Here is a 26,691-nt window from a genome sequence, read left to right on the forward strand (position 1 = left end):
GCTATTCCGCCGCGAGCAGTTCCTCGGCGCCGCCCAGGTCGACCGAGACCAGCCGCGACACGCCCTTCTCGATCATCGTCACCCCGAACAGACGATGCATGCGCGCCATCGTCACCGCATTGTGGGTGACGATCAGGTAGCGGGTGTTGGTCTCGCGCGACATCCGGTCGAGCAGGTCACAGAAACGCTCGATATTGGCGTCGTCGAGGGGGGCGTCGACTTCATCGAGGACGCAGATCGGCGCCGGATTGGTCAGGAACAGGCCAAAGATCAGCGCGACCGCGGTCAGCGCCTGTTCGCCGCCTGACAAGAGGGTGAGCGTGCCCAGCCTTTTGCCCGGCGGCTGCGCCATAATCTCCAGCCCCGCCTCAAGCGGATCGTCCGAATCGACGAGCTCGAGATGCGCCTGCCCGCCGTTGAACAGCGTCGTGAACAGCCGCTGAAAATGCCCGTTGACCGTCTCGAACGCCGCGAGCAGGCGGACGCGGCCCTCGCGGTTCAAATTGCCGATCGATCCGCGCAGGCGATGCACCGCCTGCGTCAGCTCCTCGATCTCGGCGGCGCTCTTCTCGCGTTCGGTGTCGAGCTCGGCGAGCTCGTCGGCGGCGACGAGGTTGACCGGGCCAAGCCGCTCGCGGTCGGCGATCAGCCGGTCGTGCCGGGTCGATTCGGTGCTTGTGTCGCGGACGTCTTCGCCGTCGAACCCGGCCTTTTGCGGCAGCAGCGGCGGCGGACATTCGAACCGTTCGCCCGACAGTCGCCCCATTTCGATCCGCCGCAGCTCGGCATTTTCCGATCGGGCGACCGCCCCGGCGCGGGTTTCGCGTGCGGCGGCGACGCGCTCGCGAATCGCATTGAGCGCCGTTTCGGCCTCGCGCAGCGCCGCCTCGGCTTCGCGTTCTTGCGCTTCGGCGGCGGCGGCTTTTTCGCGCAGCGCCGCCTGCTGTGTCTCGGCTGCCATGCGCTGTTCGGCGAGCCGCTCCGGCACATTGGCGAGTTTCGCCGCTTCGGCGGTCAGCGCATTGGCGCGCTTGTCCATATCGGTGACGCGGCGCGCCGCTTCGCCCGCGCGCGCCTTCCAGCTTTTGATCTCGGCGCTCACCACCGCCTGCCGTTCGCTCAAGGCCGCCAGTGTGCGATCGTGCCCGGTCAGTGCATCGCGCGCGCTATTCGCATCGGTGCGGGCGCGTTCGGCGGCCTGTTCCCCGGCGTCCAGCGCGGCGCGGGCGATACTGTCGTCGGGCAGCGCCGCGAGCGTGGTTTCCTGCGCCGCGAGGTGATCGGCCGCCTCTTTCGCCGCCTCGGCGATTTCGCCCCGCCGCCGGTCGAACATCGCCGTGGCATCGCGATGGCGGTCGAGCGCCGCCTGCGCCTGGTCGGCGGCGCGCAGCGCGGTGCGCCGCGCTTCGTCGGCCTGCGCGAGCTGCTTGCGTGCGGTCGCGGCGCTTTCGGCGAGGGTTGCCGCGCGCGCGGCGGCTGCGTCGCGCTTGTCGCGGAGGCCCATGACCCCGAGCTCGACTTGCGGGCGTTGCGCCGCGAGCGCGTCGAGGCGGTTCTGCCGCACCAGACGTTCGCTGGCGGTCGCGCCGTCGCCGCGCGACACGAAGCCGTCCCAGCGGCGCATCACGCCGTCGGTCGTCACCAACCGTTGCCCGGCGGCAAGCGACTGGCCATCGTCGCGGTCGGCCACCGCGACCTGCGCCAGCCGCCGCGCGAGTGCCGCCGGGGCCTTCACATGGTCGGCGAGCGCCCGGGTGCCGGCGGGCAGGCCGGGATCGCCGCTCTGCGAATCGGCGCCGCCCCAGCTGCGGGCTGCGGCGGTGTCGGTCCCGGCGTCGAGATCGTCGCCCAAGGCCGCGGCAAGGGCGGCTTCATAACCCGGCGCGACGCGGAGCTGGTCGAGGATGCGGTTCGCGTCGCTGCGTGCGGCGGCGAGCGCGCGTTCGAGCGTCCCTGCCTCACCGTCGAGCGCGGCGAGGGCTGCACGCGCTTCGGCGAGCCCGGCGTCGATCGTCGCGAGTTCGGCCGCGATCGCCTCGCGGTCGGCCTCGGCGGCCTGCAGTGCCTGTTCGGCGGTCGCGATTGCGCTTTCGGCCGTCCCGGCTGCTGCCGCGCTTTCGCTCTGTTTCGCGGCGAGCGCGCTGCTGTCGCCCAGTGCGGCGATGTCGGCATCGACCCGCGCCTTGTCCTGTCCGACGCGGCGGACCGCCGCCTCGGCGCTGTCGCGTGCCGACACCGCAATGCGTCGGTCGGCGGCCTCGCTTGCCGCCTTGGCGCGCGCTTGCGCCAGTGCAACCTCGGCATCGCGCAGCTGTGCCTGCGCCGTCTGGTTCGTTTCGGCGAGCACCGCCTTGCCCGCGTCGTGCGCCGCGATGTCGCGCGCCAATGTCTTCGCTTCGGTATCGAGCGCGGTGAGCGCGGCATGCGCGTCGCGCGCGAGTTCACCTTCGCGCGCGCGGTCGTCGGCGAGACGTGTCTGCTGCGCCGCCAGATCGTCGAGGCGTTGGCGCGCCGCGCGCTCTTCGCCGTGCAGGCGGACCTGGGTCGCGGTGACCTCGGCCAGCGCATCGCGCTGTACTTGCGCGTCGCTGCGCGCGGCGGCGACACGGGTTGCGACCTCGGTCTGCGCGCGCGACAGTTCGTCGAGGCCTTCCTGCGCGGCCTTCACCGCGGCTTCGGCGGCATCGGCATCGTGGCGCGCCTGATCTGCCGCGGCGGCGGCCTCGCGCCAGCGCGCATAGATTAGCCGCCCCTCGGCGACCCGAATCTCTTCGCTCAATTTTTTGTAACGCTCGGCCGCGCGCGCCTGCCGCCGCAGCGCATTGGCGCGCACTTCCATGTCGGCGACGATTTCGGACAGGCGGGTGAGGTTGGTTTCGGTCGCGCGCAATTTCTGTTCGGCGTCCTTGCGGCGGACGTGCAGTCCGGCGATGCCGGCGGCTTCCTCCAGCATCGCGCGGCGGTCGGTCGGCTTGGCGGCGATGACGTTGGCGATTTTGCCCTGACTGACCAGCGCCGGGCTGTGCGCGCCGGTTGCGGCGTCGGCAAAGATCAGCGCGACATCCTTCGCGCGCACGTCGCGGCCGTTGGCGCGATAGGCCGATCCCGCGCCGCGTTCGATGCGGCGGATGACTTCGAGCTCGTCGCCGTCGCTCCCGTCGGACAGGCCCGCGACGAGCGCGCCTTCGGTGTCGCAGTGCAGCGCGACCTCGGCGAAATCGCGCGCCGGGCGCGACGAAGTGCCCGCGAAAATGACATCTTCCATCCCGCCGCCGCGCATCGACTTGGCGGAGGATTCGCCCATTACCCAGCGGATGGCCTCGAGCAGGTTGGATTTTCCGCAGCCATTGGGGCCGACGACGCCGGTCAGGCCGGGCTCGATGCGAAGCTCGGTCGGTTCGACGAAGCTTTTGAAACCGGTCAGGCGCAGGCGCTTTATCTGCACGAAGATACTCCGTGCAGTGCGATGATTCGCAATGGCCGCAATTGTGCCGTCACAATTCCCCCTGGCCGACTGTCATGCCGCGCCACGGGGGGAGTCGCAAGAGGGCAGGTCGAACCCCGCCCTCTTGCAGAAAATGCGTTCAGCGCACGCCCATCGTGCGCAACCGGTCGCGCAGCGGGGCCCAGCTGGCGATGCCTTCGGCAAGCTGGCCGTTGACAATGAAGGAGGGCGTGCCGGCGATCTTATACTGTTCAATCGCGCTGTTGGTGCTCTTCTCGAGCGCGGAAATATTGTCGAGATTGCCAAGGCAGGCGTTGACCTGATCGGCTGTCATCCCGCGCGACTGGAAGAACTGGTCGAGTTTCCACGCTTTGGCAAGCGCAGGGAAGCGCTGCGCCGGGGGCAATGCCATCGCGGCTTCGCCGCCCTTCGGATTGCCCTGCGCACCCGCGAAGAGGTCGGCCTGCGAGGCGAAGGCATTTTCCATCAACGGGAAAAAACGTTCGGTCGGTGCGCAGCGGATGATTGCCGCTGCCGACGCGTCGAGCGGATCGCGGATGAAGTTGCGGACTTCCAGGCTGACCCGGCCGGTATCGATGAAATCGCGCTTCAGCTCTTCAGATGCGTCCTTCGAAAAATCTGCGCAATGCGAGCAGGTGAGCGAGGCGAATTCGACCACCTTGACCGGCGCCTCGGGGTTGCCCATCACATAACCACCCTCGGCGGTCTTGCTGACGGTTGCCGACCAGGTCTTGCCCGCGGGTGCCGCAACCTTGGCGATGACATCCTGTTCCTTGGTCGCGTCGGTCTTGGCGTCGCCGCAACCGGCGAGCGCCAGCGCGCCGAATGAGGACAGAAGGGCGATACGCAGCGAGGCTTTGATCATGATATTCTCGTCTCCGAAGATGGCATTGTTGGCGTGACTCTTAGTTTCCCTTGATCGCGAGGTCGAGGCGGCTTTTGACGGTTGGCCAATTGCTGCCGTCCACATGGCGGCCGTTGACGAAAAAGGTCGGGGTGGCCTGAACATTGTCGGCATTTTTGCCGATATTGGTCATGCCGGTGATTTCGGCGGCGGCGACCTCGCTGCCCAGACAGGCCTTGATCGCCGCGGCGCTGTAGCCGCGCGTGCGCATCAGCGCTGTCAGCCCGCTGTCGGCGGCAATCCGTTCGGCCCGTTCGGTGGTGCTACCCTGATACCAGGGTGCCATTTGCGCCTCGGTCATTTTGATCACCTTGCCGAGCCAGGTCGGCTGGGCGAGCATGATCGCGCGGTGGTTCGCGGGAAAGGCGTTGGCCCCGCCGCATCGTGCCAGAAGCGCCGCGGTCATGTCGAGCGGATCGCGGATGAGGTTGCGATATTCGAAAACCACCAGCCCCTTGTCGACGTAGAGCGATTTGAGCGGGACCGCCGAAAGCTTCTCAAATTCGGCGCAGTGCGAGCAGGTATAGCTGAAATATTCCACCAGCCGGACCTTCGCCGCCGGGCTGCCGATGACGAACGCGCCAATTTCGTTGGTGGTCACCTTCGCCGACAGACGCGCCGGAGCGGGCTTGGCGGGCGTCGCGGCGGTCAGCAGCGCCAGCGCGGCGGCGGACAGGGTGCCGATCGCGATCCGGCGGGACAAGGTGGGTGCCCGAAATTTCGACATAGGCTGCGGTGCTTCCTTCAATTGATCCGTGGAAGTTTGGACGGTGACGCCAGACCCGCCGCCATGCGTTCGAGCACGGTCCGCAGTTCCGGGTCGCCAATGTCGCGCAAACTATCCCCCAGTTCGGCGGGTACGGGTTTCAGCATGGCGGGAGGCTGAACAGGTGCGGCGGGCGTGACCTGTCCGTGCGACATGCGGATCTGCGCGATCGCGGCATAGCCGAAGAAGCGATTGACCGCGCCGATGATGTCGGGGCCGACATGCTGGAGCATCGGGGCGTGCGCACCGCTGATCGTCAGGTGCAGCGTCCCGCCCGCCTTTTGGCCGGCGGGAAAGCGGATCATCGCCGGCTGGGTGACGTCGGCCAGCCGGTCGCCGACGATCTCGCGCCAGCGGCTGACCACCGAGCTTTGGATGAAGCCGAATTTGCGGAAAGCGGTGCGGCCGATTTCGGGCACCAGGTCGGAAATCGCACGCGCTTCGCCGCCGCGTGGCCGCTCATAGGGACGCGCGGCGGGCTTGGCGGTTTTCGCGCCGCTTTTTGCCCCGCTCTTCGCTTTCGCCTTTTTGGCGGGCGCGTCCTGATCGGTGTCTTTCGCCATCTCCTGCGCCATGCCATAGGCGAGGGGTGAGCGTCCAGACTTCCCACAGCGTCAAAGATTTCGCGGGCCGCATTCTGGGCTGGTACGATCGTGCCGCGCGCGTGCTGCCGTGGCGCATCCCGCCGAACAGCGGTCATGTGCCCGATCCCTATCGCGTCTGGATGGCCGAAATCATGCTCCAGCAGACGACCGTCGCGGCGGTCGCGGGCTATTTCAATCGCTTCACCGCGCGCTGGCCCACGGTCGGCGATCTGGCTGCCGCCGACGATGCCGACGTCATGGCGGCGTGGGCGGGGCTCGGCTATTATGCCCGCGCCCGCAACCTGCTCGCCTGCGCGCGTGCGGTCGTCGCGGATCATGGCGGGCAGTTTCCGGATAGCGAAGCGGAGCTTCGCGCGCTGCCCGGGATCGGCGACTATACCGCCGCGGCGGTCGCTTCGATCGCCTTTGGCCGCGCGGCGGTCGTCGTCGACGCCAATATCGAACGCGTGATCGCGCGCCATCGTTGGATCACAACGCCACTGCCGATGGCGAAGCGCGAGATTCGCGCCGCACTCGCGCCGCTGGTGCCGAACGACCGGGCCGGCGATTTCGCGCAGGCGCTGATGGATCTTGGCGCGACGATCTGCACCCCGCGTGGCCCCGCCTGCGCGATCTGCCCGGTGATGACCGACTGTATGGCGCGCACGCGCGGCGATGCCGAAAGCCTGCCGGTCAAACCGCCCAAAAAGGCGAAGCCGCATCGTCATGGCATTGCCTATTGGATCGAGGATGCCGACCGGCTGTGGCTCGTCCGCCGCCCCGACAAGGGGATGCTCGGCGGGATGCGCGCGCTGCCCGGCGGCGCGTGGGAGGATGATCCGCCGACCGAGTCCGGTATCGCCCGCGTCGACCATAGCTTCACCCATTTCGACCTGACGCTGACATTAGTGCGGGGCGAAGTCCCGCTTTCCGCAGCGGAAGGCGAATGGTGGCCGCTTTCGGACCTTGACGCGGCCGGGTTGCCGACGCTCTATCGCAAGCTGACCGACAAAATGCGGGAGAGAGATGGATGAACATGATGGTTTCGCGCCGGGCCTTGCTCGGCGGACTCGCGCTTGGCGGGGCCGCCACGATGCTGCCGCGCGCGGCGCTCGCGTGGAAGGCCGACGGCGCCTCGCTCTATCCCGCGACCAATGCTTTCATCAAAGGCTTCGTCGATCGCCGCGAACTCGCGGGCACGCTCGCTGCTGTCGGCAAGGGACAGGCGGCGGCCGAGTTTTTCGGCGCCGGCACTCTGGCGATGGATTCGCAAACGCCGGTCGGCCCCGATACTTTGTGGCGCCTCTATTCGATGACCAAGCCGATCACCGCGATCGCCGCGATGCTGCTGATCGACGACGGCAAGATGAAGCTCGACCAGCCGATCGCCGACTTCCTGCCCGCTTTTGCGAAGATGCAGGTGCAGAACACCCCCGACGGGTCGATCACCGAACTTCATCCGGCGAAGACGCAGATTACGGTGCGGCACCTGCTCACCCACACCGCGGGCCTTGGCTACAACATCATCCAAAAGGGGCCGATCAAAAAGGCCTATGATGATGCGGGCATCGTCGGCGGACAGGTCAGCCGCCTGCCGATTCCGGGCTTCCCGCCAGTCACCCCGGCGCCGAGCCTCGCCGAAATGGCGGACCGGCTCGCTAAATTGCCGCTCGTCTATGAACCGGGGACGCAGTGGAGCTATTCGGTCAGCCTCGATCTTTTGGGGCGGGTGATCGAAGTCGCGTCGGGTCAGGCGTTCGATGCGTTTCTGAAGGCGCGCCTTTTCGATCCGCTGGGGATGACCAGCACATGGTTCCGCGTTCCGGCGAGCGAAGTCGGCCGCCTCACCACCAATTATGCGCCCTTTGGCGGCGCCTTGCTTCCGATCGATCCGGCGACGAGCTCCATCTATCTCGATCCGCCTCCCTATCCGTTCGGCGGCGGCGGGCTGGTGTCGAGTGCGCGCGACTATGACCGCTTCCTTGCGATGCTGCTCGGTGAAGGCGAAACCGGCGGGGTGCGGATCATGCGCCGCGAAACCGCGCGCCTCGCCATGTCGAACCTCATCGACGACAGCGTCGGGCGCAAGGGCACCTTCATCGAAGGTCAGGGCTTTGGCGCCGGCGGCCGGGTGTCTCTCGCAAGCTCGCCGACGGGCGAAGGCATCTACGGCTGGGCAGGGGCGGCGGGCACGATCGGCTTTGTCGATCGCAAGCGCGGCTATCGCGCCGCGGGCTATGCCCAATATATGCCGTCGGGCGCTTTGCCTTTTCAGGAAAAGTTCGGCGAAACCTTTCAGAAGGATGTGATGGGCTGATGCCTTTGCCGCTCGGTTTCACGGGGGCGTGGCTCGACCGCGCCGACCAGTTGCGCACCAATGACGATGCCTTCGCCACGACCGCCGCCGATCCGCGCGCGCGCTGCCTTGTGCTCGACGGGATTGATTTCGTGCCGGGTGATGGCGGCGGGCTGCGCTGGGAGCCGCTCGACCCGGTCGATGACCGCGCGCTGATGCTGCTCGGCCTCGACGATGCCGGTATCCCGCATTTCGTGCGCGAGGCGCCCGCGGGCGCCCGCATCGATGCACGCTCGCGCACCGTGATGCGGCTGCTGCCGTTGTTGTCGGGCGAAGAGGCGGCGCTCTATGGCGGTGCGCGCAGCCTGGTCGACTGGCACGCGCGGCATCGTTTCTGCGCGGTGTGCGGTACCCCGACCGAGTTGTTCCGTGGCGGCTGGGGGCGGCGCTGCGGCGCGTGCAACGCCGAGCATTTCCCGCGCGTCGACCCCGTGGTCATCATGCTCGCCGAATGCGAGGGGCGGGTGCTCGTCGGGCGGCAGGGTGGCTTCCCGCCGGGTTTCTTCTCGGCGCTTGCGGGCTTTGTTGAGCCCGGCGAATCGCTTGAGGAAGCGGTCGCGCGCGAATTGTTCGAAGAAGCGGGCATCCGCGTGTCGGACGTCAGCTATGTGGCGAGCCAGCCCTGGCCTTTCCCGTCGTCGCTGATGATCGGCTGCCGCGCCGTTGCGCACAACCCCGCGCTGACGCTGGACGAAACCGAGATCGAGGCGGCGATGTGGGTCGACCGCGCCGAAGTGCGCGCCGCACTCGCGGGTGACATGGGCGCGCCCTTCATGGCGCCGCCGCCGATGGCGATCGCGCGTTATCTGCTGGAAGATTGGGCGAAATAAACCCGCCCTGTCGTGTAGCGACGGGGGGAGCGTTTAGAGTCGGCGACCGGTGATGCGGCTGATTTCCTTGGCCACCATCGCTTCGACCATGTCGGGCAGATTGGTGTCGAGCCAGTCTTTCAGCATCGGGCGCAGCGCCTCGAGCACGACATCTTCCATCGAGCGGCCCGGAACCGGCGCGGCATGAGCGACGGCTGCGGTCGCGGCTGGCGCGATCGCGGCGGTCAGCGCCTCGAGCGACTGGCGCGCCGCGTCGGCGCTGGCGGTCGAGACCAGTTCTTCCGCGGTCGGTGCGGCCTCGTTGGACGCGGCCGTCTCGGTTTCTGCGTCATTGAGGTCGAGAATGTCTTCGTTGGCGGCCGCGCGCGGTTCGCGTGGCGCGCCGGGAGCATCGTCACGAGCGATAACGCGCCGAATCGACGACAAAATATCTTCCATCGACGGCTCTCGCGACATGTCGCCCATTTCTGCCCCTTTCGGATTCGCCCGCAACGGGGCGATTAACCATATACTACCGGCAGCGGGCGGCGCTTGCCAAGCCTTATTGTCGAGGCAGCGGATTGGTGGCCGGGACGCTGGCGTTGGCGGCGGGGACTCCGCGCGTATCGGTCGCCTGCTGCTGCGGCGCCGGATCGTCGGCCCAATCCCAGATCTCGCCCTTGACGCGATTGTAGTTGGCGGCGGGGTCGTAGAGCGCGCCGCCCTCGATGCCGAGGTCGCGGGCTTCGGCCTTGCCCATCGCCGCGAGGACCGAAAAGGCGGCGACATAGGAGTTGCGCCGCGCCGAAACGAGCTGGACCTGGGTGTTCAGATATTCCTGCTCGGCGTTCAAAATGTCGAGGATCGACCGCGTTCCGACGCTGTTTTCGGCGCGCACGCCCTCCAGCGACAGCGCGTTGGCTCCAACTGCTTGCTCGGTCGCGGCGATGACGCGTTCATTCGCTTGCCACGCGGCATAGGCGCCGCGCGTCTGTGCGATGACGCCGCGCTCGGTCGCGACATAATTTTCGATCGCCTGGCTGCTGCGCGATTGCGACTGGCGGACCTGCGCCGAGCGCCGCCCGGCGGTGAAGATCGGCAGCGTCACCGACACGCCCGCCGCTGCGCTCGACGTTTCCTGCGTGACACTGACGCCCGACACGCCGCTGGAAAGCGAGCCGAGAAAATTATTGTAGCCGCCGCCGAGCGTCGCCGACACTTTGGGTGCCCGGCTGGCCTTCGCGACACTGATGTCGGAACGGGTGGCGTTGACCTGAAGATTCGCGGCTTCGATATCCGGGTTGCTGTTCAGCGCGATCGCGACCGCTTCTTCGGCGCTCACGGGCAGGTTCGGCAGCGTCGGCGGAGCCTGCAGGTCGACCGGCGCCTCGCCGACGAGCCGGATATAGGATTCGCGGCTGGCGATCAGATTCGCCTCCGCACCACGCAAATCGCCCTCGGCGAGCGCAAGGCGTGCTTCGGACTGGGCAACGTCGGTACGCGTCAGGTCGCCGATTTCGAACCGGTCGCTCGTCGCCTGCAAATTGGTGCGCAGAACCGACACATTCTTCTGGTTGAGCTGGACGATCGCCTGATCGCGGATGACGTCCATATAGGCCCCGACGACCTGCGAAAAAATGCTCGCTTCGGTCGCGCGCAGATCGGCCTGACCCGCTTCGACGCGATATTTGGCTGCCTGCACGGCGTTGCGCACGGCACCGCCCTGATAGATTGGCACCGACAATTGGCCACTGGCGACCAGCGAACGCGTCGGGGAGGAAAAGCTGTTGCCCGGAATGATGAGATTTTCTTCATAGTCCGCCCGCGTCGAAATGTCGGGCAGGCCGAAGCTTTTCTGGATCGGGACATTCTCGTCATTCGCGCGCTGTCCGGCGCGTGCGCCGGTCAACGTCGGATTATTCTCATAGGCTTTGGCAAGTGCCCCTTGCAGCGTTTCGGCCTGAGCCTGCGATGACAGCGTCAATGCACCGACGGCGAGACCGGCCAGCCAGCGGGCGCGGCGGAGTGGCCGTTTCTTTTTGATATCGTGCATCGTCATGTCAGCCTGCAGCAAGGGAAGGGAGATGGCGCCTAGAAGCGGAAACCCGCCGGAGCGTCGAAGCCGGGGATTGGCGCGACGTCCATGTCGGCAAAGCTGCGCAGCGCGAGTGCGCCACCGGTCTTCACCCCTTGGACAAGCCGGGTTACTGCGCCGTCCCGACGTGCCGCGACCAACCGGCCGCCTTCGGCCAATTGCGCCGTCAGTGCATCGGGCAGCGTTTCGATTGCGCCGTCGATAAGGATGCGGTCGAACGGAGCGGCGTCGGGTGCGCCAGCGTTCAGCGGGCCTTCGACCCAGTGGACATCGGCGACGGCGGCGCGCCCGGCGGCGATCAGGTCGGTGCGTTCCTCGACCGCATGCACGTCGGCGCCAAGCCGTGCGAGCAGCGCCGCAGCATAGCCCGTCGCCGCGCCGATCAACAGCACCCGCGTACCCGGACGAATCGCTGCGGCAACCAGCATGCGCCCGGTCACCAGTGGCGGATTCAGCGCGCGGCCATCGCCCAGCGCGATCGCACGGTCCATATAGGCGACGCCTGCAAGCGCGGCGGGCACATAGGTCTCGCGCGGCTCGGCTGCCATCGCGCCGACGACCGCGGGGTCGATGACGTCGTTGGTGCGAAGCTGGCTGTCGATCATCGCAGCCCGCATGTCCGCAGCGGAAATTTCACTCAATTTGGTCGCCATCAGCCTTTTTCCGATTCCTGGCCTCGATCTTTGCGGAGGCTGCTCTAACTCAAGCCATGCTGTATTGCAATTATAATACAGCCATGGTCCACGCTGCGTCGCGCATAGCCGCCCGCGAAGGTGCCGCCAAGCCTGCTTCGTGTGTCTGCAAGGGATGCGGAAATGCCAAAATTGCGAAACAAGCCAATTGCATTGCGAAACGCGGGCGGCTAGTGGCGCTCGAACCACGCAAAGCTGCGCATTGAGGCCCGATGGCGGAGTGGTGACGCAGAGGACTGCAAATCCTCGCACGCCGGTTCGATTCCGGCTCGGGCCTCCATCCCCATTTGTCGAACCCGATGATAAATGGCTTCGTTGACGGAGCGGCGCACTTTTTCGTCTCTGCCACCATGTGCGGGTCTCCAATGACGAAGCTCCGACGCGGCAAAAGCCGCCTCCGGTCAAAAGCGGACCGCCCGCGACAACCCCTATGCAAAGTCCGGAATCAACCGCCCTATGGCGCCGCCCCGAAGAGCTTCTATTGCTGCTGTACTGGTGGCGGAGAGCCGATATAGTTGAAAAGCCATCAGAAACAGAATCGATGGAAGTCGCTATGGAAAAGCGGGAGAGAGTTTCAGTGCATCACTTCGAGCAGAATTCCGCCTCCGCATTACGGAACCTCGCGCGCTTCAGGCCTGCACTGACACTGGCGACACTCGCATTGACCACGAGCCTCGCGACCCCGGCATATGCGCAATGTGTCGGAGCCATGCCGGGAACGACAACCTGTTCGGGCGCCAACGGGGCACAGCAGAATGTGACGGGCACTGGCGCAGCCACCATCGTGACGACGCCGGGCTTTTCGGTGGACACGGCCGATCCGGTCGGCCTCAACGTCAGTATTGCGGGCACCATGTCCTATATCGATGCGAATGCATCGTCGCTCAGGGGCGCCGAGCGTGGGCTCGGCATCTCGATCAGCGATACCGCCATCAATTCGGGTTATGGATCGATCATCGTTGATACGGCGGGAGCGATTACCGGGGGAACCACCGGATTCTTCTCCGACAATCGCGAACGCGGTACGACCAATGTCACGCTGCGCGGCGCGGTGACCGGCTTGAACGGCGCCGGAATCGAGATGAATGCCGAAGCCCGCGTGACCGCCGGCACCGCCTATGGCCCCACGCATACGCGGCTGGTCACCGAAGGGCCAGTGAGCGGAGCAACCTATGGCATCCGCATGACCCACCTGACCAGCGGCGAGGCCCGGATTACGTCAAGTGGCGGTGTGTTCAGCAGCGCCGGCGACGCGATAAACCTGCGGTCGGGCTATACGCTGGGATCGAGCAACATTTTGCAGGCTACTGACGCTGTGGTGACCACGACCGGCACCGTGCGCGGCCATTTGAACGGCATTCTTATAGCTCACAGGGGCTCCGGGAACGCGATTGTCGAAAGCTCCGGACTTGTCGAGGGGGTCACACAGGACGGCATTCAGGTCACTACTGTCGGGGGCGGAAACCAGATTCCGACCGACGCCCCGTCGCAGGATCTCGACATCAGGACCAGCGGCGTGGTCAAGGGAGCAAACGATGGAATTTCGGTCAATCACGGCGGCCGGGGCGCGGTCAGGATCGTCTCCGCCGGATCGGTCGAGGGCGGGAGAGCCGGAATCAGCGTCGGCAGTTTTCCGATCGCAACGAGCCTCTCGATCAATGCCGAAAACGTCACCGGGGGGCGCTACGGCATCTTCGTTGCGAACCGGACGGCAGCGCCGGTGACCATCGCAACCACCGGCGACGTTACCGGCGGCGGGGAGGCTGGCGTTGAGGGCGGCGGCATCGTCGCGAGCAGTCGCGGCGGGGCCATCAATGTCCAGGCCCATAATGTGACGGCGTTGAATTCGGGTGACGCGATCTCCGCCAGCAATTCCAGAGCGAGCGCGGTATCGGTGACATCGACCGGACTGCTTCGTGCATTCGGAAATGGCGTTTCCGTCTCGACCTCGAATCTGGGCCCCGGGCTGGTGTCGGTCGACGTCAACGCCATTTATGCCGCACAGGGAAGCGGCATCCTGATCGCCGGTGGAGGCTCGGAGACGATTGTCACTGCCCGCGGGCCTGTCGATGCCTTTCGTACGGGTATCAGCGTCCGGGCATCGGGTTCGGTCACCATCAACGCGGTCGACGTTCGAGGCTCCCGACGCGACGGCGGAGGATTTGCTGTGACAAATGGCATCGATGTTATGGAGGCGGGGAATATTGCCATCACATCGACGGGAAGCGTTTTCGGAACGACAGGCATCCGTGCGGAAGGCGGTTCCGGCGGGGGAGCGATCACGATCGACGTCAACAATGTGACCAGCTTCGGCGGGCCCGCGATCGAGGTCGTCAACAAGGGTGCGGGGCCGACCGGCATCACGATCGCCGGTCTGGTCGAGGGGCCTTCGGCCCTGCAGGTGACCACGTCCGGCGGGCAGGCCACCAATATCCTCAACAATGGCACGATCGCCGGGAATATTCTGGTCAGCGGCAACGGGTCGGGCCAGGTCACCAACAACGGCATGTTGCGCGGGCGGGAGTATCGCTTCGGAACCGGCGACTATGCTGTCGTGAACAATGGACGCATCGTGGCGGCCCCCGGAACGACCATTTTCGGCAATCTCGACCGGCTGCAAAATAACGGCACGATAACGATGGCGAACCAGACCGGCGGCGACCGGATTGCGACCGATGCAGCGGTCAGCTTCGCCGCCGGATCGGTCCTCGCAGTCGATGTCGGCGCCGCCGGCACCGACCTCATGGAAACGGGCGGAGCCGTCGTCATCGCGCCCGGCGCGACGCTGGAGGCGCAAGCGATCGGCGCCCTTGCCGCCAATACGCGTTATACGGTTCTGACCGCCGGGGGCGGATTGAGCGGCCAGTTCAGCTTCCAGCCGCAGCAGGCGTCGGCTTTCACTGGGACGCGGGCCGGATATACCGCGACGTCGGTCTATATCGAACTCGCCCAGATCAGGGCGCTTGCGAGCGCCGGACTTACGCCCAACCAGGTGGAAAGTGCGACCGGCATCGATTCGCTGCCGGCTGCCAACGCCGTGAAGGCGGCGATCCTCATTCTGCCCGACGATGCCGCGGCGCGTGCCGCGTTCGACCAGCTTTCGGGCGAATTTTATCCGTCGGTGCTGACCGTCGCGATCGAGGACAGCCGTTTGCCCCGAAATGCTGTGCTCGACCGGCTTGAGACCGGGGGCAGGGCGATATGGGGGCAGTTTCTCGGCGATTGGGGATCCTATGGCGGCGACCGCAACACCGCGGACATCGACAGGAACAGCCGGGGGCTGATCGCCGGCATCGACACCGCGGTCGGGCCCGATGCGACCATCGGGATCGCGGGGAGCTATCTCGATTCGGACATCGACATCGCGGATCGTTTTTCTGCCGGATCGACCACGACCGTCCATCTTCTCGGTTACGGCGGGGTGAACGCGGGAGCTGTCAGCCTGAAGGCGGGACTGGGTTATGGCTGGCTCGACGGCAAGAGCCGGCGGGACATCGCTTTTCCGGGATATGGCGAGCGCCTCACCGGAAAATATGACGGGACGATACTCCAGGGCTTTGCCGAAGCCGGCTACCGGTTGGAGCTCGGCGGCGGGCATGTTCAACCTTTTGCCAATCTCGCCCTGATCAGGGCGCGGATCGACGGTTTCACCGAAAAGGGCGGCAGCGCTGCGCTTTCAGCGCACAAGTTGAAGGACGATGCGACGCTCTCGACGGCTGGGCTCCGTTTCGGCGTGCAGTCGGCGGTCCTCCGCGTCAGCGGCTCGATCGGATGGCAGCACAGCTTTGGCGCGGTCGATCCTGCGGCGCGCTTTGCTTTCTCCGGCGGCGACGATTTTACGGTACGCGGCGTCGCGCGATCACGTAACGCTGCCCTGGTCACCGCCGGACTGGGATTCTCGATTGCATCGAACGTTGAAATGACCGCTGGTTATGACGGTATGCTGGGGAGCAATGGCGAGGATCATGCCCTGAAAGTCGGCGCGCTCATTCGATTCTAGACGGCGCGATGCGGCCGGGCACGATCATCGTGACGGATTTCTGATACAGACGGTGCGCAACGCGCGAAGGAGAGTAGCATGGCCCAGGGCAGCGCCAGTATTGGCCAGGATCGTTACCGGACCGAAATCGTCGTCGGCGGCCATGAAATCACGGCCGACGAACCGCCCGCGCTCGGCGGGCAAGGTGCGGGGCCGGCGCCCTACGACCTGCTGCTCGCCAGCCTCGGTGCCTGCACCGCGATCACGCTGCGCATGTATGCCGACCGCAAGGAGTGGCCGCTCGAATCGCTCGAAGTGACGCTGCGGCTGCATGGCAAGGACGAGCGGCGGATCGATCGCACGCTGACGATCGTCGGGCTCGACGATGTGCAGAAAGCGCGACTCGCAGATGTGGCTGAGCGTACCCCGGTGACGCTGACGCTCAAAAGCGGCTTGCCGATTGATACGCATCTTGCCTGATTGCCGCGGCGGCTGGACATTCGGGCCCAGGCAAAATATATACCGCCCGTTATGGAAGTAGATTCTCATCCGGCGACCAAAGGGCGTCCGCGCGAATTTTGCGTCGACGCCGCACTCGCGGCGGCACTGCGCGTATTCTGGAGCAAGGGCTATGAGGGCGCCTCGATGGCCGATCTCACCGAAGCGATGGGGATCACCAAGCCCAGCCTTTATGCCGCCTTCGGCAACAAGGAGGCGCTCTTCAACAAGGCGCTCGACCTCTATGAGCGCGAAAAGACTGACTATATGGGCGCGGCGCTCGATGCGCCGACGGCGCGCGGCGTCGCCGAACGGCTGATGCACGGCGCGCTCGACATGTACAGCTGCCCGGAAAACCCCAATGGCTGTCTGGGCGTCATCACGTCGGTGGCTTGTGGCGCCGAGGCCGAATGCATTCGCGAAGCGGTGCTGGCGCGCGGGGCGACGGCGAAGCGCGCGCTGCTCGCACGCTTCGCACGCGCGAAGGATGATGGCGACTTTCCCGCCGACGTCGATCCCGAGGGGCTGGCCGCGCTGTTGACCGCGGTGAACCAGGGCATGGCCGTGCAGGCCGGCGCGGGGGCGACCCGCGCCGAACTCGAACGGCTCGTCGAAACCAGCCTGAAGCTGTGGCCGGGGCGCTAGAAGAAAAATTTTTACCGACCGGTATGAAATGGCATTGACGCGGCGCAGCATGAATTATATACCGATAAGTATATAAACATCTCCCCCCGTGTCGGCGCATCTTTCGGTGTTTGCCGAAGGAGCGCCGACATGCCTGAACTTAACACGTCTCTCCCCCCGACCGACCGCCGCACGCCGTCCTTGCGGCGGTCGGGATGATTTCGGCCGCCAGCGCCACGTGGCGCGGCGGCCATGCCGACCGAAGGTAAATCAAGTGCCCGCGCGTTCGTGCCCGACACGAATGCGCGGCGAGGGCGGCGCTGCGCCGCTCCCATGATCATTGCCAAGACACTGGACCGAAGGCGCGCCTTCGGGACCGCGAAGCCGTGCGCTGCCGCGCATCCTACCTGACCGACACGAAAATGAAGGGGCACCGCCATGACCGTCCACACGCCGATCGAGAAAATCGATCCCGTCGACATGAAAATCCGCCGCGAGCTCAAGGAATTGCTCCATCCGGGCCGAAGCCGCCGGGCCGCGTGGATCGCGGCGCTGCTGGTCCTGGTCGTCGGCGCTTGGTGGCTGCTGCGCGACGGTGCGCCGCCGGCCGCCGCTGCGCCCGCGCCGGTGCTGACCGTCGCGGTGCCGCTGGCGCGCGAGGTCACCGAATGGGACGAATATATCGGCCGGTTCGAGGCGAGCAAATCGGTCGAGGTGCGCCCGCGCGTCGCGGGGGCGATCACCCAGATCCACTTCACCGACGGCCAGATCGTGCGTCAGGGCCAGCCGCTCTTCACCATCGATCCGCGCCCCTATCGCGCGTCGCTCGCCGAAGCGCGTGCCGCGGCGGCGAGTGCGCGCAGCGACCTTGCGCTCGCGCGGCTCGAGCTTGAACGCGCCGGTCGCCTCGTCGATATCGAGGCGGTGTCGCAGAGCGAGATCGATCGTCTCCGCGCCCGCGTTCAGGCGGCTTCGTCGGCGCTCGCCGGCGCCGACGCCCGCATTGCAGCACGCGCGCTCGACGTCGAATTTACGACTGTGCGTGCGCCAATGAGCGGCCGGATTTCGGATCGCCTGATCGACGCGGGCAATCTGGTGTCGGCGGGTGATTCCGGGGGCACGTTGCTCACGACGATCAACGCGCTCGATCCGATCTATTTCACCTTCCAGGGTTCCGAAGCCTTGTTCCTGAAATCGAAGCGCGACGGCGCCGAAAAGGGCGCGACGGTCGAGGTTCGGTTGCAGGATGAAGCCGGCTATCGCTGGAAGGGCCAGCTCGACTTTACCGACAATGGCATCGACCCGCGCTCGGGCACGATCCGCGCTCGCGCCCGCTTCGACAATGGGTCGATGTTCCTGACGCCGGGCATGTTCGGCAATATGCGTCTCTCGACCGGCCAGACGGTGAAGGCGCTGCTCGTGCCGGCCGCTGCGGTGCAGACCGATCAGGCGCGCAAGATCGTCTATATCGTCGGCAAGGATGGCATGGTCGCGGCGAAGCCCGTTGAGCTTGGCCCCGAAGTTGATGGCCTGCGCGTCATTCGCTCGGGACTGGCGCCGACCGACCGCGTCGTTGTCACCGGCTATCAGTTCGCGCGTCCTGGCGAAAAGGCGGTGACCAAGTCCGGCCGCATCGCCGCGACGACGCAGAAAGCGGCGGCGACTGCGACCGAACCGGTGTCGGCGCAGGCGACTTTCGCGAACTAGCCTTTCTCCCCTCCCGCTTGCGGGAGGGGATGACCAGAGTATTTTTTCAGACAGGGGCTCTCCCATGCGCCTATCGCGTTTCTTCATCGACCGGCCGATCTTCGCCGCCGTGCTCGCTATCATCATCACCATCATCGGTGCGGTGGCCTATATCGGCCTGCCCGTGTCGCAATATCCCGACATCGTCCCGCCGACGGTGACCGTGTCGGCGAGCTATCCCGGCGCATCGGCCGAAACCGTCGCCGAAACCGTCGCGGCGCCGATCGAACAGGAAATCAACGGGGTCGATAACATGCTCTATATGAGCAGCCAGTCGACCGGCGACGGCAATGTCACGATCACCGCGACCTTCAAGATCGGTACCGACCTCGATGCCGCGCAGGTGTTGGTGCAAAACCGCGTCGCGATCGCGACCCCGCGCCTTCCCGAAACGGTGCAGCGGCTGGGTGTGGTGACGCGCAAGACCTCGCCCGACTTCCTGCTGATCGTGAATCTCGTGTCGCCCGACAAGTCGCTCGATCGCGCCTATATCTCCAACTATGCGCTGACCCAGCTCCGCGATCGGCTCAGCCGTATCGACGGCGTCGGCGATGTGCGGCTGTTCGGCAACCGCGACTATGCGATGCGCGTGTGGATCGACCCCGGCCGCGCCGCCGCGCTCGACCTGACCGCGGGCGAGATCGTCGCCGCGCTGCGCCGCGAAAATGTGCAAGTCGCGGCGGGTTCGCTCGGTCAGCCGCCCTATGCGAACGGCAGCGACTTCCAGCTCAACGTCGAAACCCAGGGCCGCCTAACGGACCCCAAGGATTTCGCCAATATCGTGATCCGCAGCGATGCCGACGGGCGGCAGGTCCGCGTCGCCGATGTCGCGCGCGTCGAGCTGGGCGCGTCAGACTATAATTCGAATACCTATTTGTCGGGCGATCCGACGGTCATCCTCGCAACCTTCCAGCGCCCCGGATCGAACGCGCTCGCCGCGGCGCAGGCGGTCGAGGCCGAGATGCAAGCAGCGTCGAAGGATTTCCCCAAGGGCCTCGAATATCGCGTCATCTATAATCCGACCGAGTTCATCGCCCAGTCGATCGACGCGGTGATGGACACGCTGTTCGAAGCGGTGATCCTCGTCGTCATCGTCATTCTGGTATTCCTCCAGAAATGGCGCGCGGCGGTCATCCCGGTCATCGCGATCCCGGTCTCGTTGATCGGCACCTTCGCGGTGCTTGCGGCCTTTGGTTACAGTCTCAACAATCTGTCGCTGTTCGGGATGGTGCTCGCGATCGGGATCGTCGTCGATGACGCGATCGTCGTGGTCGAAAATGTCGAACGCAATCTCGAAAAGGGAATGAGCGCGCTCGAGGCGGCGCGGACTTCAATGGACGAGGTGTCGGCGGCGCTGGTCGCGATCGTCCTAGTGCTCTGCGCGGTGTTCGTGCCGACGCTGTTCCTCACCGGGCTGTCGGGTGCATTCTATCAGCAATTTGCGGTCACCATTTCGACCGCGACGATCATCTCGCTGATCCTTTCGCTCACCCTGTCACCCGCAATGGCGGCGATCTTGCTGCGGCCGCATGCCAAGCCGGTGGGTGAGGGCGCGGGGATGCGCTTCGTCCGCCGCGCTGGCGATGCCTTCAACCGCGGTTTCGACCGTATGGCTAACGGCTACGCAACGCTCACCGCCCGCTTGGTGCGCGCGCCGAAGAAAATGATGGCAACCTATGCCGGACTCATCGTCGCGACCGTCGGCCTGTTCTGGGCGACCCCGACCGGCTTTATTCCGGCGCAGGATCAGGGCTATTTCCTGATCGTCGCCAAGCTGCCCTCGGGCGCCTCGGTCGAACGTACTGACGCGGTGCTGCAGAAGGTCGCGCAGCGCGTGCTTCCGGTCGAAGGCGTGCTGGGGTCGGTGATGCTCGCGGGCTTCGACGGCCCGTCGCAGACGCTCGCACCCAATTCGGCTGCCGCCTATTTCCCGCTGAAGAGTTTTGCCGAGCGCAAGAAACTCGGCGTCACGCTCGAGGAGATATTGGCGCAGGCGCATGCGAACACCGCAGACATCACCGACGCGCAGATCGTGATCATCCCGCCGCCGCTGATCCAGGGGATCGGCTCGGCGGGCGGTTACCGGATGATCGTGCAGGATCGCGGGGGCCATGGTTATGAGGAGCTGGCGAAGGTGTCGGGCGACCTGATCGGCAGGGCCGGCCAGACGCCGGGGCTCGCGAATGTCTTCACCTTCTTCGATGCAACCAATCCGCGCGTCTATGCCGATATCGACCGTGCCAAGGCGAATCTGCTCGGCGTCCCGCCCGAGCGCGTGTTCGAGGCCTTGCAGGTCTATTTGGGCTCGGCTTTCGTCAACGACTTCAACCTGCTTGGCCGCACCTATCGCGTCACCGCGCAGGCCGACGCGGCGCATCGCCAGACAGTGGCCGATATCGCCAATCTGCAAACCCGGTCGAATTCGGGGGCGATGGTGCCGATCGGGTCGGTCGCCAATTTCGAGGACCGCACGGGGCCGTATCGCGTCACGCGCTACAACCTCTTCCCCGCGGTCGAGATCGACGGCGACACCGCCCCGGGATCATCGTCGGGCGCATCGCTGACGACGATGGAGAAACTCGCCGCTGAAACGCTACCCGCGGGCTATGGCACCGAATGGACCGACATCGCCTTCCAGCAAAAGGCGGCGGCGAACACCGCGGGGATCGTCTTCGGGCTCGCGGTGCTGTTCGTCTTCCTGGTGTTGGCCGCACAATATGAAAGCCTCACGCTGCCCTTGGCGATCATCCTGATCGTGCCGATGTGCCTGCTCGCGGCGATGGTCGGTGTGAACCTGCGCGGGATGGACAATAATGTCCTCACGCAAATCGGGCTCGTCGTGCTGATCGCGCTCGCGGCAAAGAACGCGATCCTGATCGTCGAATTCGCCAAACAGGCCGAGGAGCAGGACGGGCTTTCGCCGGTCGACGCCGCGGTGCGTGCGGCGCGCGACCGTCTGCGCCCGATCCTGATGACCAGCTTTGCCTTCATCCTCGGCGCAGTGCCGCTGCTGATCGCGAGCGGGGCAGGGGCGGAGCTGCGCCAGGCGCTCGGCACCGCGGTCTTCTTCGGGATGATCGGGGTGACGGCCTTCGGCCTGATCTTCACGCCGACCTTCTACGTCGTCTGCCGCGCGCTCGGCGACTGGCTGGCGCAGCGGCGGCGGGGATCTGGCGACCATGGTGCGGCGCTGCCCGTGCCCGCGGAATAAGGAGAATGACCATGATGCTCCGCAACATACTCACCGCTGCTTCGGCGCTGACGCTGGCCGCTTGCGCCGTCGGGCCCAACTATGCCGCGCCGAAGTCGGCGTCGGCACCGGTCGCGACCGGCCCGTTCGTTTCGGCAAGCAGTCCCGCCGTGTCGCTCGATCCGGTCGCGGCCGGCTGGTGGCGCCTCTATGACGATCCCGTCCTCGACGGTCTCGTCGCCGATGCGCTCACTGCCAACACCGACGTCCGCGTCGCGGTCGCCAATATCGCAAGAGCGCGTGCGGCTTTGCGTGGTGCGCGTTCGGACCGGCTGCCGCAGGGCCAGATCGGCGCGGGTGCCAATTACGGTCGCAGCCCCGAAGGCCAGCGCCTTCCCGGCGCCGACCGCGAGGACTGGTCGGTCGATGTCGGGCTGAACGTCGCGTATGAAGTCGACCTGTTCGGCCGCGTCAGCCGCTCCATCGAGGCGGCACGCGGCGACACCGCTGCCGCCGAGGCCAATGCCGATGCGGTGCGGGTGATCGTCGTGTCCGACACGACGCAGGCCTATGCCGATGCCGCTTCGGGCGCGGCGCGGCTTGACGTCGCGCGGCGGATCGTCGGTCTGCTCGACCAGCAGGTGACGTTGACCGAACGCCGCAAGGAAGCGGGGCTCGCGACCGGGCTCGATCTCGCGCGGATCACGACGCTGCGCAACCAGCGCGCCGCCGACATCCCGGCGATCGACGCCGACCGGCAGGCGGCGCTGTTCCGCCTTGCGACGCTGACCGGCCGCGCGCCCGCCGCGCTGCCGGCCATCGCCGCCGACCGCAATATCAGCCTCGAGATCACCGATCCCATCCCGGTCGGTGACGGGGCGGCGCTGCTCAAGCGTCGCCCCGATATCCGCGCCGCCGAACGCCGGCTTGCCGCGGACACCGCGCGGATAGGAGTCGCGACCGCCGATCTCTATCCGCGCATCACGCTCGGCGGCTCGGTCGGCTCGACCGGTGCAGGCCTCGGCGATGTGTTCGGTGGCGGGCCGCTGCGCTGGCTTCTGGGCCCGCTGCTCAACTGGGCTTTCCCCAATCAGGAACCTGCCCGCGCGCGGATCGCCGCGGCCGAGGCCGATACGCAGGCGTCGCTCGCCGAATTCGATGGCACGGTGCTGCGCGCGCTCGAGGAAACCGAAACCGCGCTCTCTTCCTACGCGCGCGCGCTCGAGCAACGGCAGGCGTTGCGCTCTGCGCGCGACCAGTCCGAACGCGCGGCGCGGATCGTGCGTGCCAAGCGCGCGGAAGGGGCGTCGGATTCGCTCGAGTGGCTCGACGCCGAACGCACCTTTGCCGAGGCCGAAGCGGTGCTCGCCGCGCAGGATGGGCAGATTTCGCGGCGCCAGATCGCGTTGTTCCGCGCGCTCGCGGGCGGCTGGTCGAGCTAGCGCGGCGTTAGATGACCGGAGCTGTCTGTGTCGACGGTGACCGCAAGTGGCGGTCGAGTGCGCGCAGGCCGCGGGTCAGGCCCGCACGGTCGATGACGCCGCCGAGCGAGATGCGCAGCGCCTTGTCGCGCGCGTCGCTGGCCGCAAAGCGATCCGATGGCACCACCGAGAGTCCGTCGAGGCTGAGCGAGGAAGCGAGCATATCCGGATTGCTGTCGTCGGGAAGGGGCAGCCACAGATGATAGCCCTCGGGATGCGATGAATAGGCGACGTCCCCGAGTATGGTACGGGCCAGCCGCTGCCGCCAAACCGCCTCGCTGCGCACGCCTGCGGCGAGCGCATCGAAGCTGCCGTTCGAAAGCCAGAGCGAGACCATCGCGGCGTTGAGCGGCGGCGCCATCACGGCGCTTTCATGCTGGGTCGCCGCGAGTTGCACGGCTTCAACGGCGCCCGGCGCCCGGACAAAGGCGACACGCAGTGCGGGCGACAGGATTTTCGACATGCTGGCAATATACCAGCCCATCCCGGGGGCGAAGCTGGCGATCGGCGGCAACGGCACGTGCGGCAGCAGCCCATAGGCATCATCTTCGATGATTTGAACGCCCGCGGTCTCTGCCCATGCGCCGATCGCCGCTCTTTCCTCCGCTGCGATCGTCGCGGCGGTCGGGCTGTCGTTGGTCGGGACCACGTAAAGCGCGCGGAGCGGCGCGGAGCGATGGGCATCGGCCAAGGCGTCGGCGCTGATCTCGTCCAGCGGGACGAGCGTGGCGCCGATCCGCCGGGCGATGGCACGAAAGCCCGGATAGAGGTGCCGGCCGCAGGCGACGCGGTCGCCGGGACGCAAGATCGTTGTCGTTATTGCATGCAGCGCGTTTTGTCCGCCGGCGGTGACCAGCATCTGTTCGCTATCCGATACCAGGCCGATCCGCGACAACAAGGTGGCGCCAGCCTCGCGGTCGGCCGCCGCGCCGCCGGGGCGCTGATAGTGGAGCCGTGCCAATCCGTCGTCTCGCGCCAGCATATCCAGCGCTTCCGCCATCGCCCGCGGCAAGCGGCCGTCGGCGGGCATGGGCGGGCTGTTCATCGCGATATCGGTCTGGCCCGCCGCAGCGGCCTCTCCGTTTTTCGCCGTCGGGCTGACGAAGCTGCCGGCGCGTCCGCGCGCGACGATCAGGCCGCGCTGCCGTGCCAGATCATAGGCCTTGGTGACGGTGGTAAGGTCGATCCCGAGCGTTGCGGCAAGGTCACGTTGCGGTGGCAGGCGGTCGCCGTGACGCAGCTCGCCGCGGGTCACCGCGGCGGCGATGGCGCTCGCGACCGCCTTGTATTTCGGTCCCGCGATCCCGCCGATATCGGGCAGCCACGCGTTAGCCGCCATGGCGTTCGTCGGCTTCCTGCTTTTCGCGCGCGTGGAGCTTGGCCCACAGATGCTCGGTCCCCGATTCCTGCGCCTTGTTCACATATTGCGATGCGACGAGCCAGCCCTTGATCGCGCGCAGCGGCAGAACGCAGCCGAGGACCATCACCGGAATCGAAAAGACCAGATGGACCCAGATCGGCGGATCATAGGCAATCTCCAGCCACAGGATCAGGAAGGTGAAGGGGAAAGCGACGAAGATTTGCGAGAAGAATGCCGGCCCATCGTCGGGCGAGGCGAACTTGTAGTCCAGCCCGCAATTGTCGCAGCGATCGGTGAGTTTGAGCCACGACCGGAACATATGTCCCTTGCCGCATTCGGGGCAAAGCCCCTGCCAGCCGGATTTGAGGATCCAGCGGAGTTTCTCGTTGCCCACATCATTCCGTATCACGCCTGCGACTCCATATATGTGCATGCAATGTCGCATACATAAAGCAAAAGAGCCGGAGAATCGACGGGAATTTTTGATGATATAAATCAAGTATTTTCAACGATATTTTGATTATGTTCAGGAGGCGTGATTTTATGCATGGTATTATATGAGAATTATATCATACATAATTCGAAATATATATCCGTAGCAAAATGCGCTCAATCGACACCAGCGCTTGCCGGTCGCATGAGCTATCCGGGGCGCTGACGATCTGATAGGCTCGCTTCGAACAGGGGTTTGCGACTTATGCGCCAATCGACCCATTCCTTTGCGGTTCTGTGTCTGGCCCTTTCGGCTGCGGCTCCGGCGACGGCGCAGGAAAGTAAAGATCCTTTCCTGCTCGCTGAAACCGATGACCTCGAAGTGCGCGCTCGCGTCGAAGCCGGCCTCAACCTTGTCGCCGAGCATAATCTCTTCTGGGAATTCGCCGAGACCGTCGCGGGCAACAGCGATTTTGATTCCAGCGGCGAATGGGCCGAATTTTATGTGAAGCCCGGCGTTGCTTTTCAGTACCGGCCCGACGAGCGGACGAGCCTTTACGGCGCGGCGTCGGTCGTCGTGTCGACGACCGTGGGGATCGATGCCTTCGCCGCCGGTAACACGGGGCAAGCGACCGTCGAGGAGCTGTATCTGGGGTTCCGGCGCGGCGACGAAAAGGGGACGCGGTTCGATGCTTCCTTTGGTGCGCGCGAGTGGAAGGCCGGGACCGGGATGTTGCTGTCCAACGGCGGATCGAACGGCTTTTCGCGCGGCGCGCTGAAGCTCGGCCCGCGCCGCGCGTGGCGGGTCGCGGGGCTGGTGACGGCGGCGAGCGGCGGGGTGCAGGGCACCGCTTTCTATCTCGATCCCAATGAGGCCCCCGACAATGACACCGGCACGCATATCGCTGGCGCTGACCTGCGCTACGACGCCAACAGCGGCAGCTTCATCGGGGTGACGATGGGGAAAGTGCTGAACTCCTCTTCCCCCTATCCGCAGGCCCCGCCGGGGGGCATCGGGGTTCCGAACTTCATCATCGGCGGGCGCGACGGTTTGCGGTTCCTTTCCGCCTATGGCCGGATTGCGCCCACCGGCGGTCCGCTCGAAAATGCGTGGATCGGGCTCGACCTCGCGATCGAGCGCAACAAGCGGATCGATCTCAAGGCCTGGGCCGGGCGCGCGCAGGTCGGCTATAGCTTTGCGGGCCAGTCTTGGCGGCCGACGATCTCCTATGTCTATCAGACCTTTTCGGGCGATGATCCCGACACGCCGGAACTCGAACGCTTTGACCCGCTCTATTATGAGGGCAATCCCAGTGCCTGGTCGACGGGGACGAAATCGTCGATGATGTTCATCAATTCGAACGTCAACGCGCACCAGCTGGTGCTGAGCGTCGCGCCGGGCGCGCGTGATACGGTCACCCTCCGCGCTGCGCGGATCAGCGCCAACAAATTGCGCAGCCCGATCCAGTTCGGTCAGGCGACCCGCGTCGAGTTTGAGGATGGCATTGCGCAGCCGATCACCGGGGTGACGCGCAAGCATCTCTCGGACGATGTCTACCTCGAATATCGGCGCGTGATGACGCCCAATGTCTATTTCACCGCGGGGGTCTCGCTCTCGTCGCCGGGGAAGGGGGTCGATTCGATCTCGAACGACGTCACCGCGCCGATCTGGACCGGCGGCTTCGCCAATGTGGTCGTCAACTTCTGAC

19 protein-coding genes and 1 tRNA gene are annotated in these 26,691 nt (G+C 65.9%); 11 read left to right on the plus strand and 9 right to left on the minus strand.

The genetic code is table 11. The features are described from left to right. Position 1: 1 nt before the first annotated feature. The 4 genes from smc to AC1RRJ_RS17165 form a co-directional block, all read right to left on the minus strand. The gene (smc, locus tag AC1RRJ_RS17150; RefSeq protein WP_493124829.1) at positions 2–3,445 is read right to left on the minus strand and encodes a chromosome segregation protein SMC; all 3,444 of its coding nucleotides are present in this window, start codon (positions 3,443–3,445) and stop codon (positions 2–4) included. Between the two features lie 139 nt (positions 3,446–3,584). Then, entirely contained in the window at positions 3,585–4,331 is a 747-nt protein-coding gene (locus AC1RRJ_RS17155) for a thioredoxin domain-containing protein (protein ID WP_493124831.1), read from the minus strand. Positions 4,332–4,371: 40 nt separating this feature from the next. Further along, a complete protein-coding gene (locus tag AC1RRJ_RS17160) occupies positions 4,372–5,097 on the minus strand; it encodes a thioredoxin domain-containing protein (RefSeq protein ID WP_493124833.1) in 726 nt (241 codons plus the stop codon). A gap of 17 nt (positions 5,098–5,114) precedes the next feature. Beyond that, positions 5,115–5,699: a DUF721 domain-containing protein gene (locus AC1RRJ_RS17165; RefSeq protein WP_493124835.1), complete on the minus strand. Its 585-nt coding sequence runs from the start codon at positions 5,697–5,699 to the stop codon at positions 5,115–5,117. Positions 5,700–5,725: 26 nt separating this feature from the next. On the opposite strand from AC1RRJ_RS17165, the gene AC1RRJ_RS17170 reads away from it, so the two are divergent. From AC1RRJ_RS17170 to nudC, 3 genes are read left to right on the plus strand one after another with little or no spacing between them, the layout of a single operon-like run. Beyond that, complete coding sequence (locus AC1RRJ_RS17170) at positions 5,726–6,754, plus strand: A/G-specific adenine glycosylase (RefSeq protein ID WP_493124836.1); 1,029 nt, start codon at positions 5,726–5,728, stop codon at positions 6,752–6,754. Continuing rightward, positions 6,751–8,037, plus strand: a complete 1,287-nt coding sequence (locus tag AC1RRJ_RS17175) for a serine hydrolase domain-containing protein (RefSeq protein ID WP_493124837.1) — start codon at positions 6,751–6,753, stop codon at positions 8,035–8,037. The genes AC1RRJ_RS17170 and AC1RRJ_RS17175 overlap by 4 nt, the downstream gene beginning before the upstream one ends. After that, positions 8,037–8,906, plus strand: coding sequence for an NAD(+) diphosphatase (nudC, locus tag AC1RRJ_RS17180; RefSeq protein ID WP_493124839.1), 870 nt, complete (start codon positions 8,037–8,039; stop codon positions 8,904–8,906). Before AC1RRJ_RS17175 ends, nudC begins: the two co-directional genes overlap by 1 nt. A gap of 33 nt (positions 8,907–8,939) precedes the next feature. Here the strand turns inward: nudC and AC1RRJ_RS17185 are convergent, their stop codons facing one another. The 3 genes from AC1RRJ_RS17185 to AC1RRJ_RS17195 form a co-directional block, all read right to left on the minus strand. After that, positions 8,940–9,371 (minus strand): DUF2497 domain-containing protein, encoded by a 432-nt coding sequence (locus AC1RRJ_RS17185; RefSeq protein WP_493124841.1) that lies wholly within the window; start codon positions 9,369–9,371, stop codon positions 8,940–8,942. A 76-nt stretch (positions 9,372–9,447) separates the two neighbouring features. After that, complete coding sequence (locus AC1RRJ_RS17190) at positions 9,448–10,938, minus strand: TolC family outer membrane protein (protein WP_493124843.1); 1,491 nt, start codon at positions 10,936–10,938, stop codon at positions 9,448–9,450. A gap of 38 nt (positions 10,939–10,976) precedes the next feature. Then, positions 10,977–11,633 (minus strand): protein-L-isoaspartate O-methyltransferase family protein, encoded by a 657-nt coding sequence (locus AC1RRJ_RS17195; protein ID WP_493124845.1) that lies wholly within the window; start codon positions 11,631–11,633, stop codon positions 10,977–10,979. A 245-nt stretch (positions 11,634–11,878) separates the two neighbouring features. Here AC1RRJ_RS17195 and AC1RRJ_RS17200 point away from each other — a divergent pair. The 7 genes from AC1RRJ_RS17200 to AC1RRJ_RS17230 all read left to right on the plus strand — a co-directional run bounded on the left by AC1RRJ_RS17200 (position 11,879) and on the right by AC1RRJ_RS17230 (position 23,151). Then, positions 11,879–11,952: transfer RNA gene (locus tag AC1RRJ_RS17200), tRNA-Cys, on the plus strand. 429 nt (positions 11,953–12,381) lie between these two features. Next, positions 12,382–15,672, plus strand: a complete 3,291-nt coding sequence (locus AC1RRJ_RS17205; protein ID WP_493124847.1) for an autotransporter domain-containing protein — start codon at positions 12,382–12,384, stop codon at positions 15,670–15,672. Between the two features lie 78 nt (positions 15,673–15,750). After that, positions 15,751–16,131, plus strand: coding sequence for an OsmC family protein (locus tag AC1RRJ_RS17210; protein WP_493124849.1), 381 nt, complete (start codon positions 15,751–15,753; stop codon positions 16,129–16,131). A 51-nt stretch (positions 16,132–16,182) separates the two neighbouring features. Further along, positions 16,183–16,794 carry a TetR/AcrR family transcriptional regulator gene (locus AC1RRJ_RS17215; RefSeq protein ID WP_493124851.1) on the plus strand — a complete coding sequence of 204 codons (612 nt, stop codon included), beginning with the start codon at positions 16,183–16,185 and terminating at the stop codon, positions 16,792–16,794. A gap of 417 nt (positions 16,795–17,211) precedes the next feature. Then, positions 17,212–18,480, plus strand: coding sequence for an efflux RND transporter periplasmic adaptor subunit (locus AC1RRJ_RS17220; RefSeq protein ID WP_493124853.1), 1,269 nt, complete (start codon positions 17,212–17,214; stop codon positions 18,478–18,480). Positions 18,481–18,544: 64 nt separating this feature from the next. Then, positions 18,545–21,730, plus strand: a complete 3,186-nt coding sequence (locus tag AC1RRJ_RS17225) for an efflux RND transporter permease subunit (RefSeq protein ID WP_493124855.1) — start codon at positions 18,545–18,547, stop codon at positions 21,728–21,730. Between the two features lie 5 nt (positions 21,731–21,735). Continuing rightward, positions 21,736–23,151 carry an efflux transporter outer membrane subunit gene (locus AC1RRJ_RS17230; protein WP_493124857.1) on the plus strand — a complete coding sequence of 472 codons (1,416 nt, stop codon included), beginning with the start codon at positions 21,736–21,738 and terminating at the stop codon, positions 23,149–23,151. Between the two features lie 7 nt (positions 23,152–23,158). Here the strand turns inward: AC1RRJ_RS17230 and AC1RRJ_RS17235 are convergent, their stop codons facing one another. Together AC1RRJ_RS17235 and AC1RRJ_RS17240 are read right to left on the minus strand one after the other, a co-directional pair. Continuing rightward, complete coding sequence (locus AC1RRJ_RS17235) at positions 23,159–24,529, minus strand: aminotransferase-like domain-containing protein (RefSeq protein ID WP_493124859.1); 1,371 nt, start codon at positions 24,527–24,529, stop codon at positions 23,159–23,161. Then, positions 24,519–24,983 carry a DUF983 domain-containing protein gene (locus AC1RRJ_RS17240; protein ID WP_493124861.1) on the minus strand — a complete coding sequence of 155 codons (465 nt, stop codon included), beginning with the start codon at positions 24,981–24,983 and terminating at the stop codon, positions 24,519–24,521. Before AC1RRJ_RS17240 ends, AC1RRJ_RS17235 begins: the two co-directional genes overlap by 11 nt. A 264-nt stretch (positions 24,984–25,247) precedes the next feature. Here AC1RRJ_RS17240 and AC1RRJ_RS17245 point away from each other — a divergent pair, with 264 nt between their 5' ends. Then, on the plus strand, positions 25,248–26,690 hold the full coding sequence (locus AC1RRJ_RS17245; protein ID WP_493124863.1) for an alginate export family protein: 1,443 nt from the start codon (positions 25,248–25,250) through the stop codon (positions 26,688–26,690). Position 26,691: the final 1 nt, after the last annotated feature.

The sequence above is a fragment of the Sphingopyxis sp. GW821-FHT12C06 genome, from assembly GCF_058807415.1.

What these genes read in the sequence shown, in the direction of transcription:
- AC1RRJ_RS17155 (WP_493124831.1), bottom strand. Translation starts at nt 4,331, where the DNA reads ATGATCAAAGCCTCGCTGCGTATCGCCCTTCTGTCCTCATTCGGCGCG.
- AC1RRJ_RS17160 (WP_493124833.1), bottom strand. Translation starts at nt 5,097, where the DNA reads ATGTCGAAATTTCGGGCACCCACCTTGTCCCGCCGGATCGCGATCGGC.
- AC1RRJ_RS17165 (WP_493124835.1), bottom strand. Translation starts at nt 5,699, where the DNA reads ATGGCGAAAGACACCGATCAGGACGCGCCCGCCAAAAAGGCGAAAGCG.
- AC1RRJ_RS17175 (WP_493124837.1), top strand. Translation starts at nt 6,751, where the DNA reads ATGAACATGATGGTTTCGCGCCGGGCCTTGCTCGGCGGACTCGCGCTT.
- nudC (WP_493124839.1), top strand. Translation starts at nt 8,037, where the DNA reads ATGCCTTTGCCGCTCGGTTTCACGGGGGCGTGGCTCGACCGCGCCGAC.
- AC1RRJ_RS17185 (WP_493124841.1), bottom strand. Translation starts at nt 9,371, where the DNA reads ATGGGCGACATGTCGCGAGAGCCGTCGATGGAAGATATTTTGTCGTCG.
- AC1RRJ_RS17190 (WP_493124843.1), bottom strand. Translation starts at nt 10,938, where the DNA reads ATGCACGATATCAAAAAGAAACGGCCACTCCGCCGCGCCCGCTGGCTG.
- AC1RRJ_RS17195 (WP_493124845.1), bottom strand. Translation starts at nt 11,633, where the DNA reads ATGGCGACCAAATTGAGTGAAATTTCCGCTGCGGACATGCGGGCTGCG.
- AC1RRJ_RS17205 (WP_493124847.1), top strand. Translation starts at nt 12,382, where the DNA reads ATGCCGGGAACGACAACCTGTTCGGGCGCCAACGGGGCACAGCAGAAT.
- AC1RRJ_RS17210 (WP_493124849.1), top strand. Translation starts at nt 15,751, where the DNA reads ATGGCCCAGGGCAGCGCCAGTATTGGCCAGGATCGTTACCGGACCGAA.
- AC1RRJ_RS17215 (WP_493124851.1), top strand. Translation starts at nt 16,183, where the DNA reads ATGGAAGTAGATTCTCATCCGGCGACCAAAGGGCGTCCGCGCGAATTT.
- AC1RRJ_RS17220 (WP_493124853.1), top strand. Translation starts at nt 17,212, where the DNA reads ATGACCGTCCACACGCCGATCGAGAAAATCGATCCCGTCGACATGAAA.
- AC1RRJ_RS17225 (WP_493124855.1), top strand. Translation starts at nt 18,545, where the DNA reads ATGCGCCTATCGCGTTTCTTCATCGACCGGCCGATCTTCGCCGCCGTG.
- AC1RRJ_RS17230 (WP_493124857.1), top strand. Translation starts at nt 21,736, where the DNA reads ATGACCATGATGCTCCGCAACATACTCACCGCTGCTTCGGCGCTGACG.
- AC1RRJ_RS17235 (WP_493124859.1), bottom strand. Translation starts at nt 24,529, where the DNA reads ATGGCGGCTAACGCGTGGCTGCCCGATATCGGCGGGATCGCGGGACCG.
- AC1RRJ_RS17240 (WP_493124861.1), bottom strand. Translation starts at nt 24,983, where the DNA reads ATGCACATATATGGAGTCGCAGGCGTGATACGGAATGATGTGGGCAAC.
- AC1RRJ_RS17245 (WP_493124863.1), top strand. Translation starts at nt 25,248, where the DNA reads ATGCGCCAATCGACCCATTCCTTTGCGGTTCTGTGTCTGGCCCTTTCG.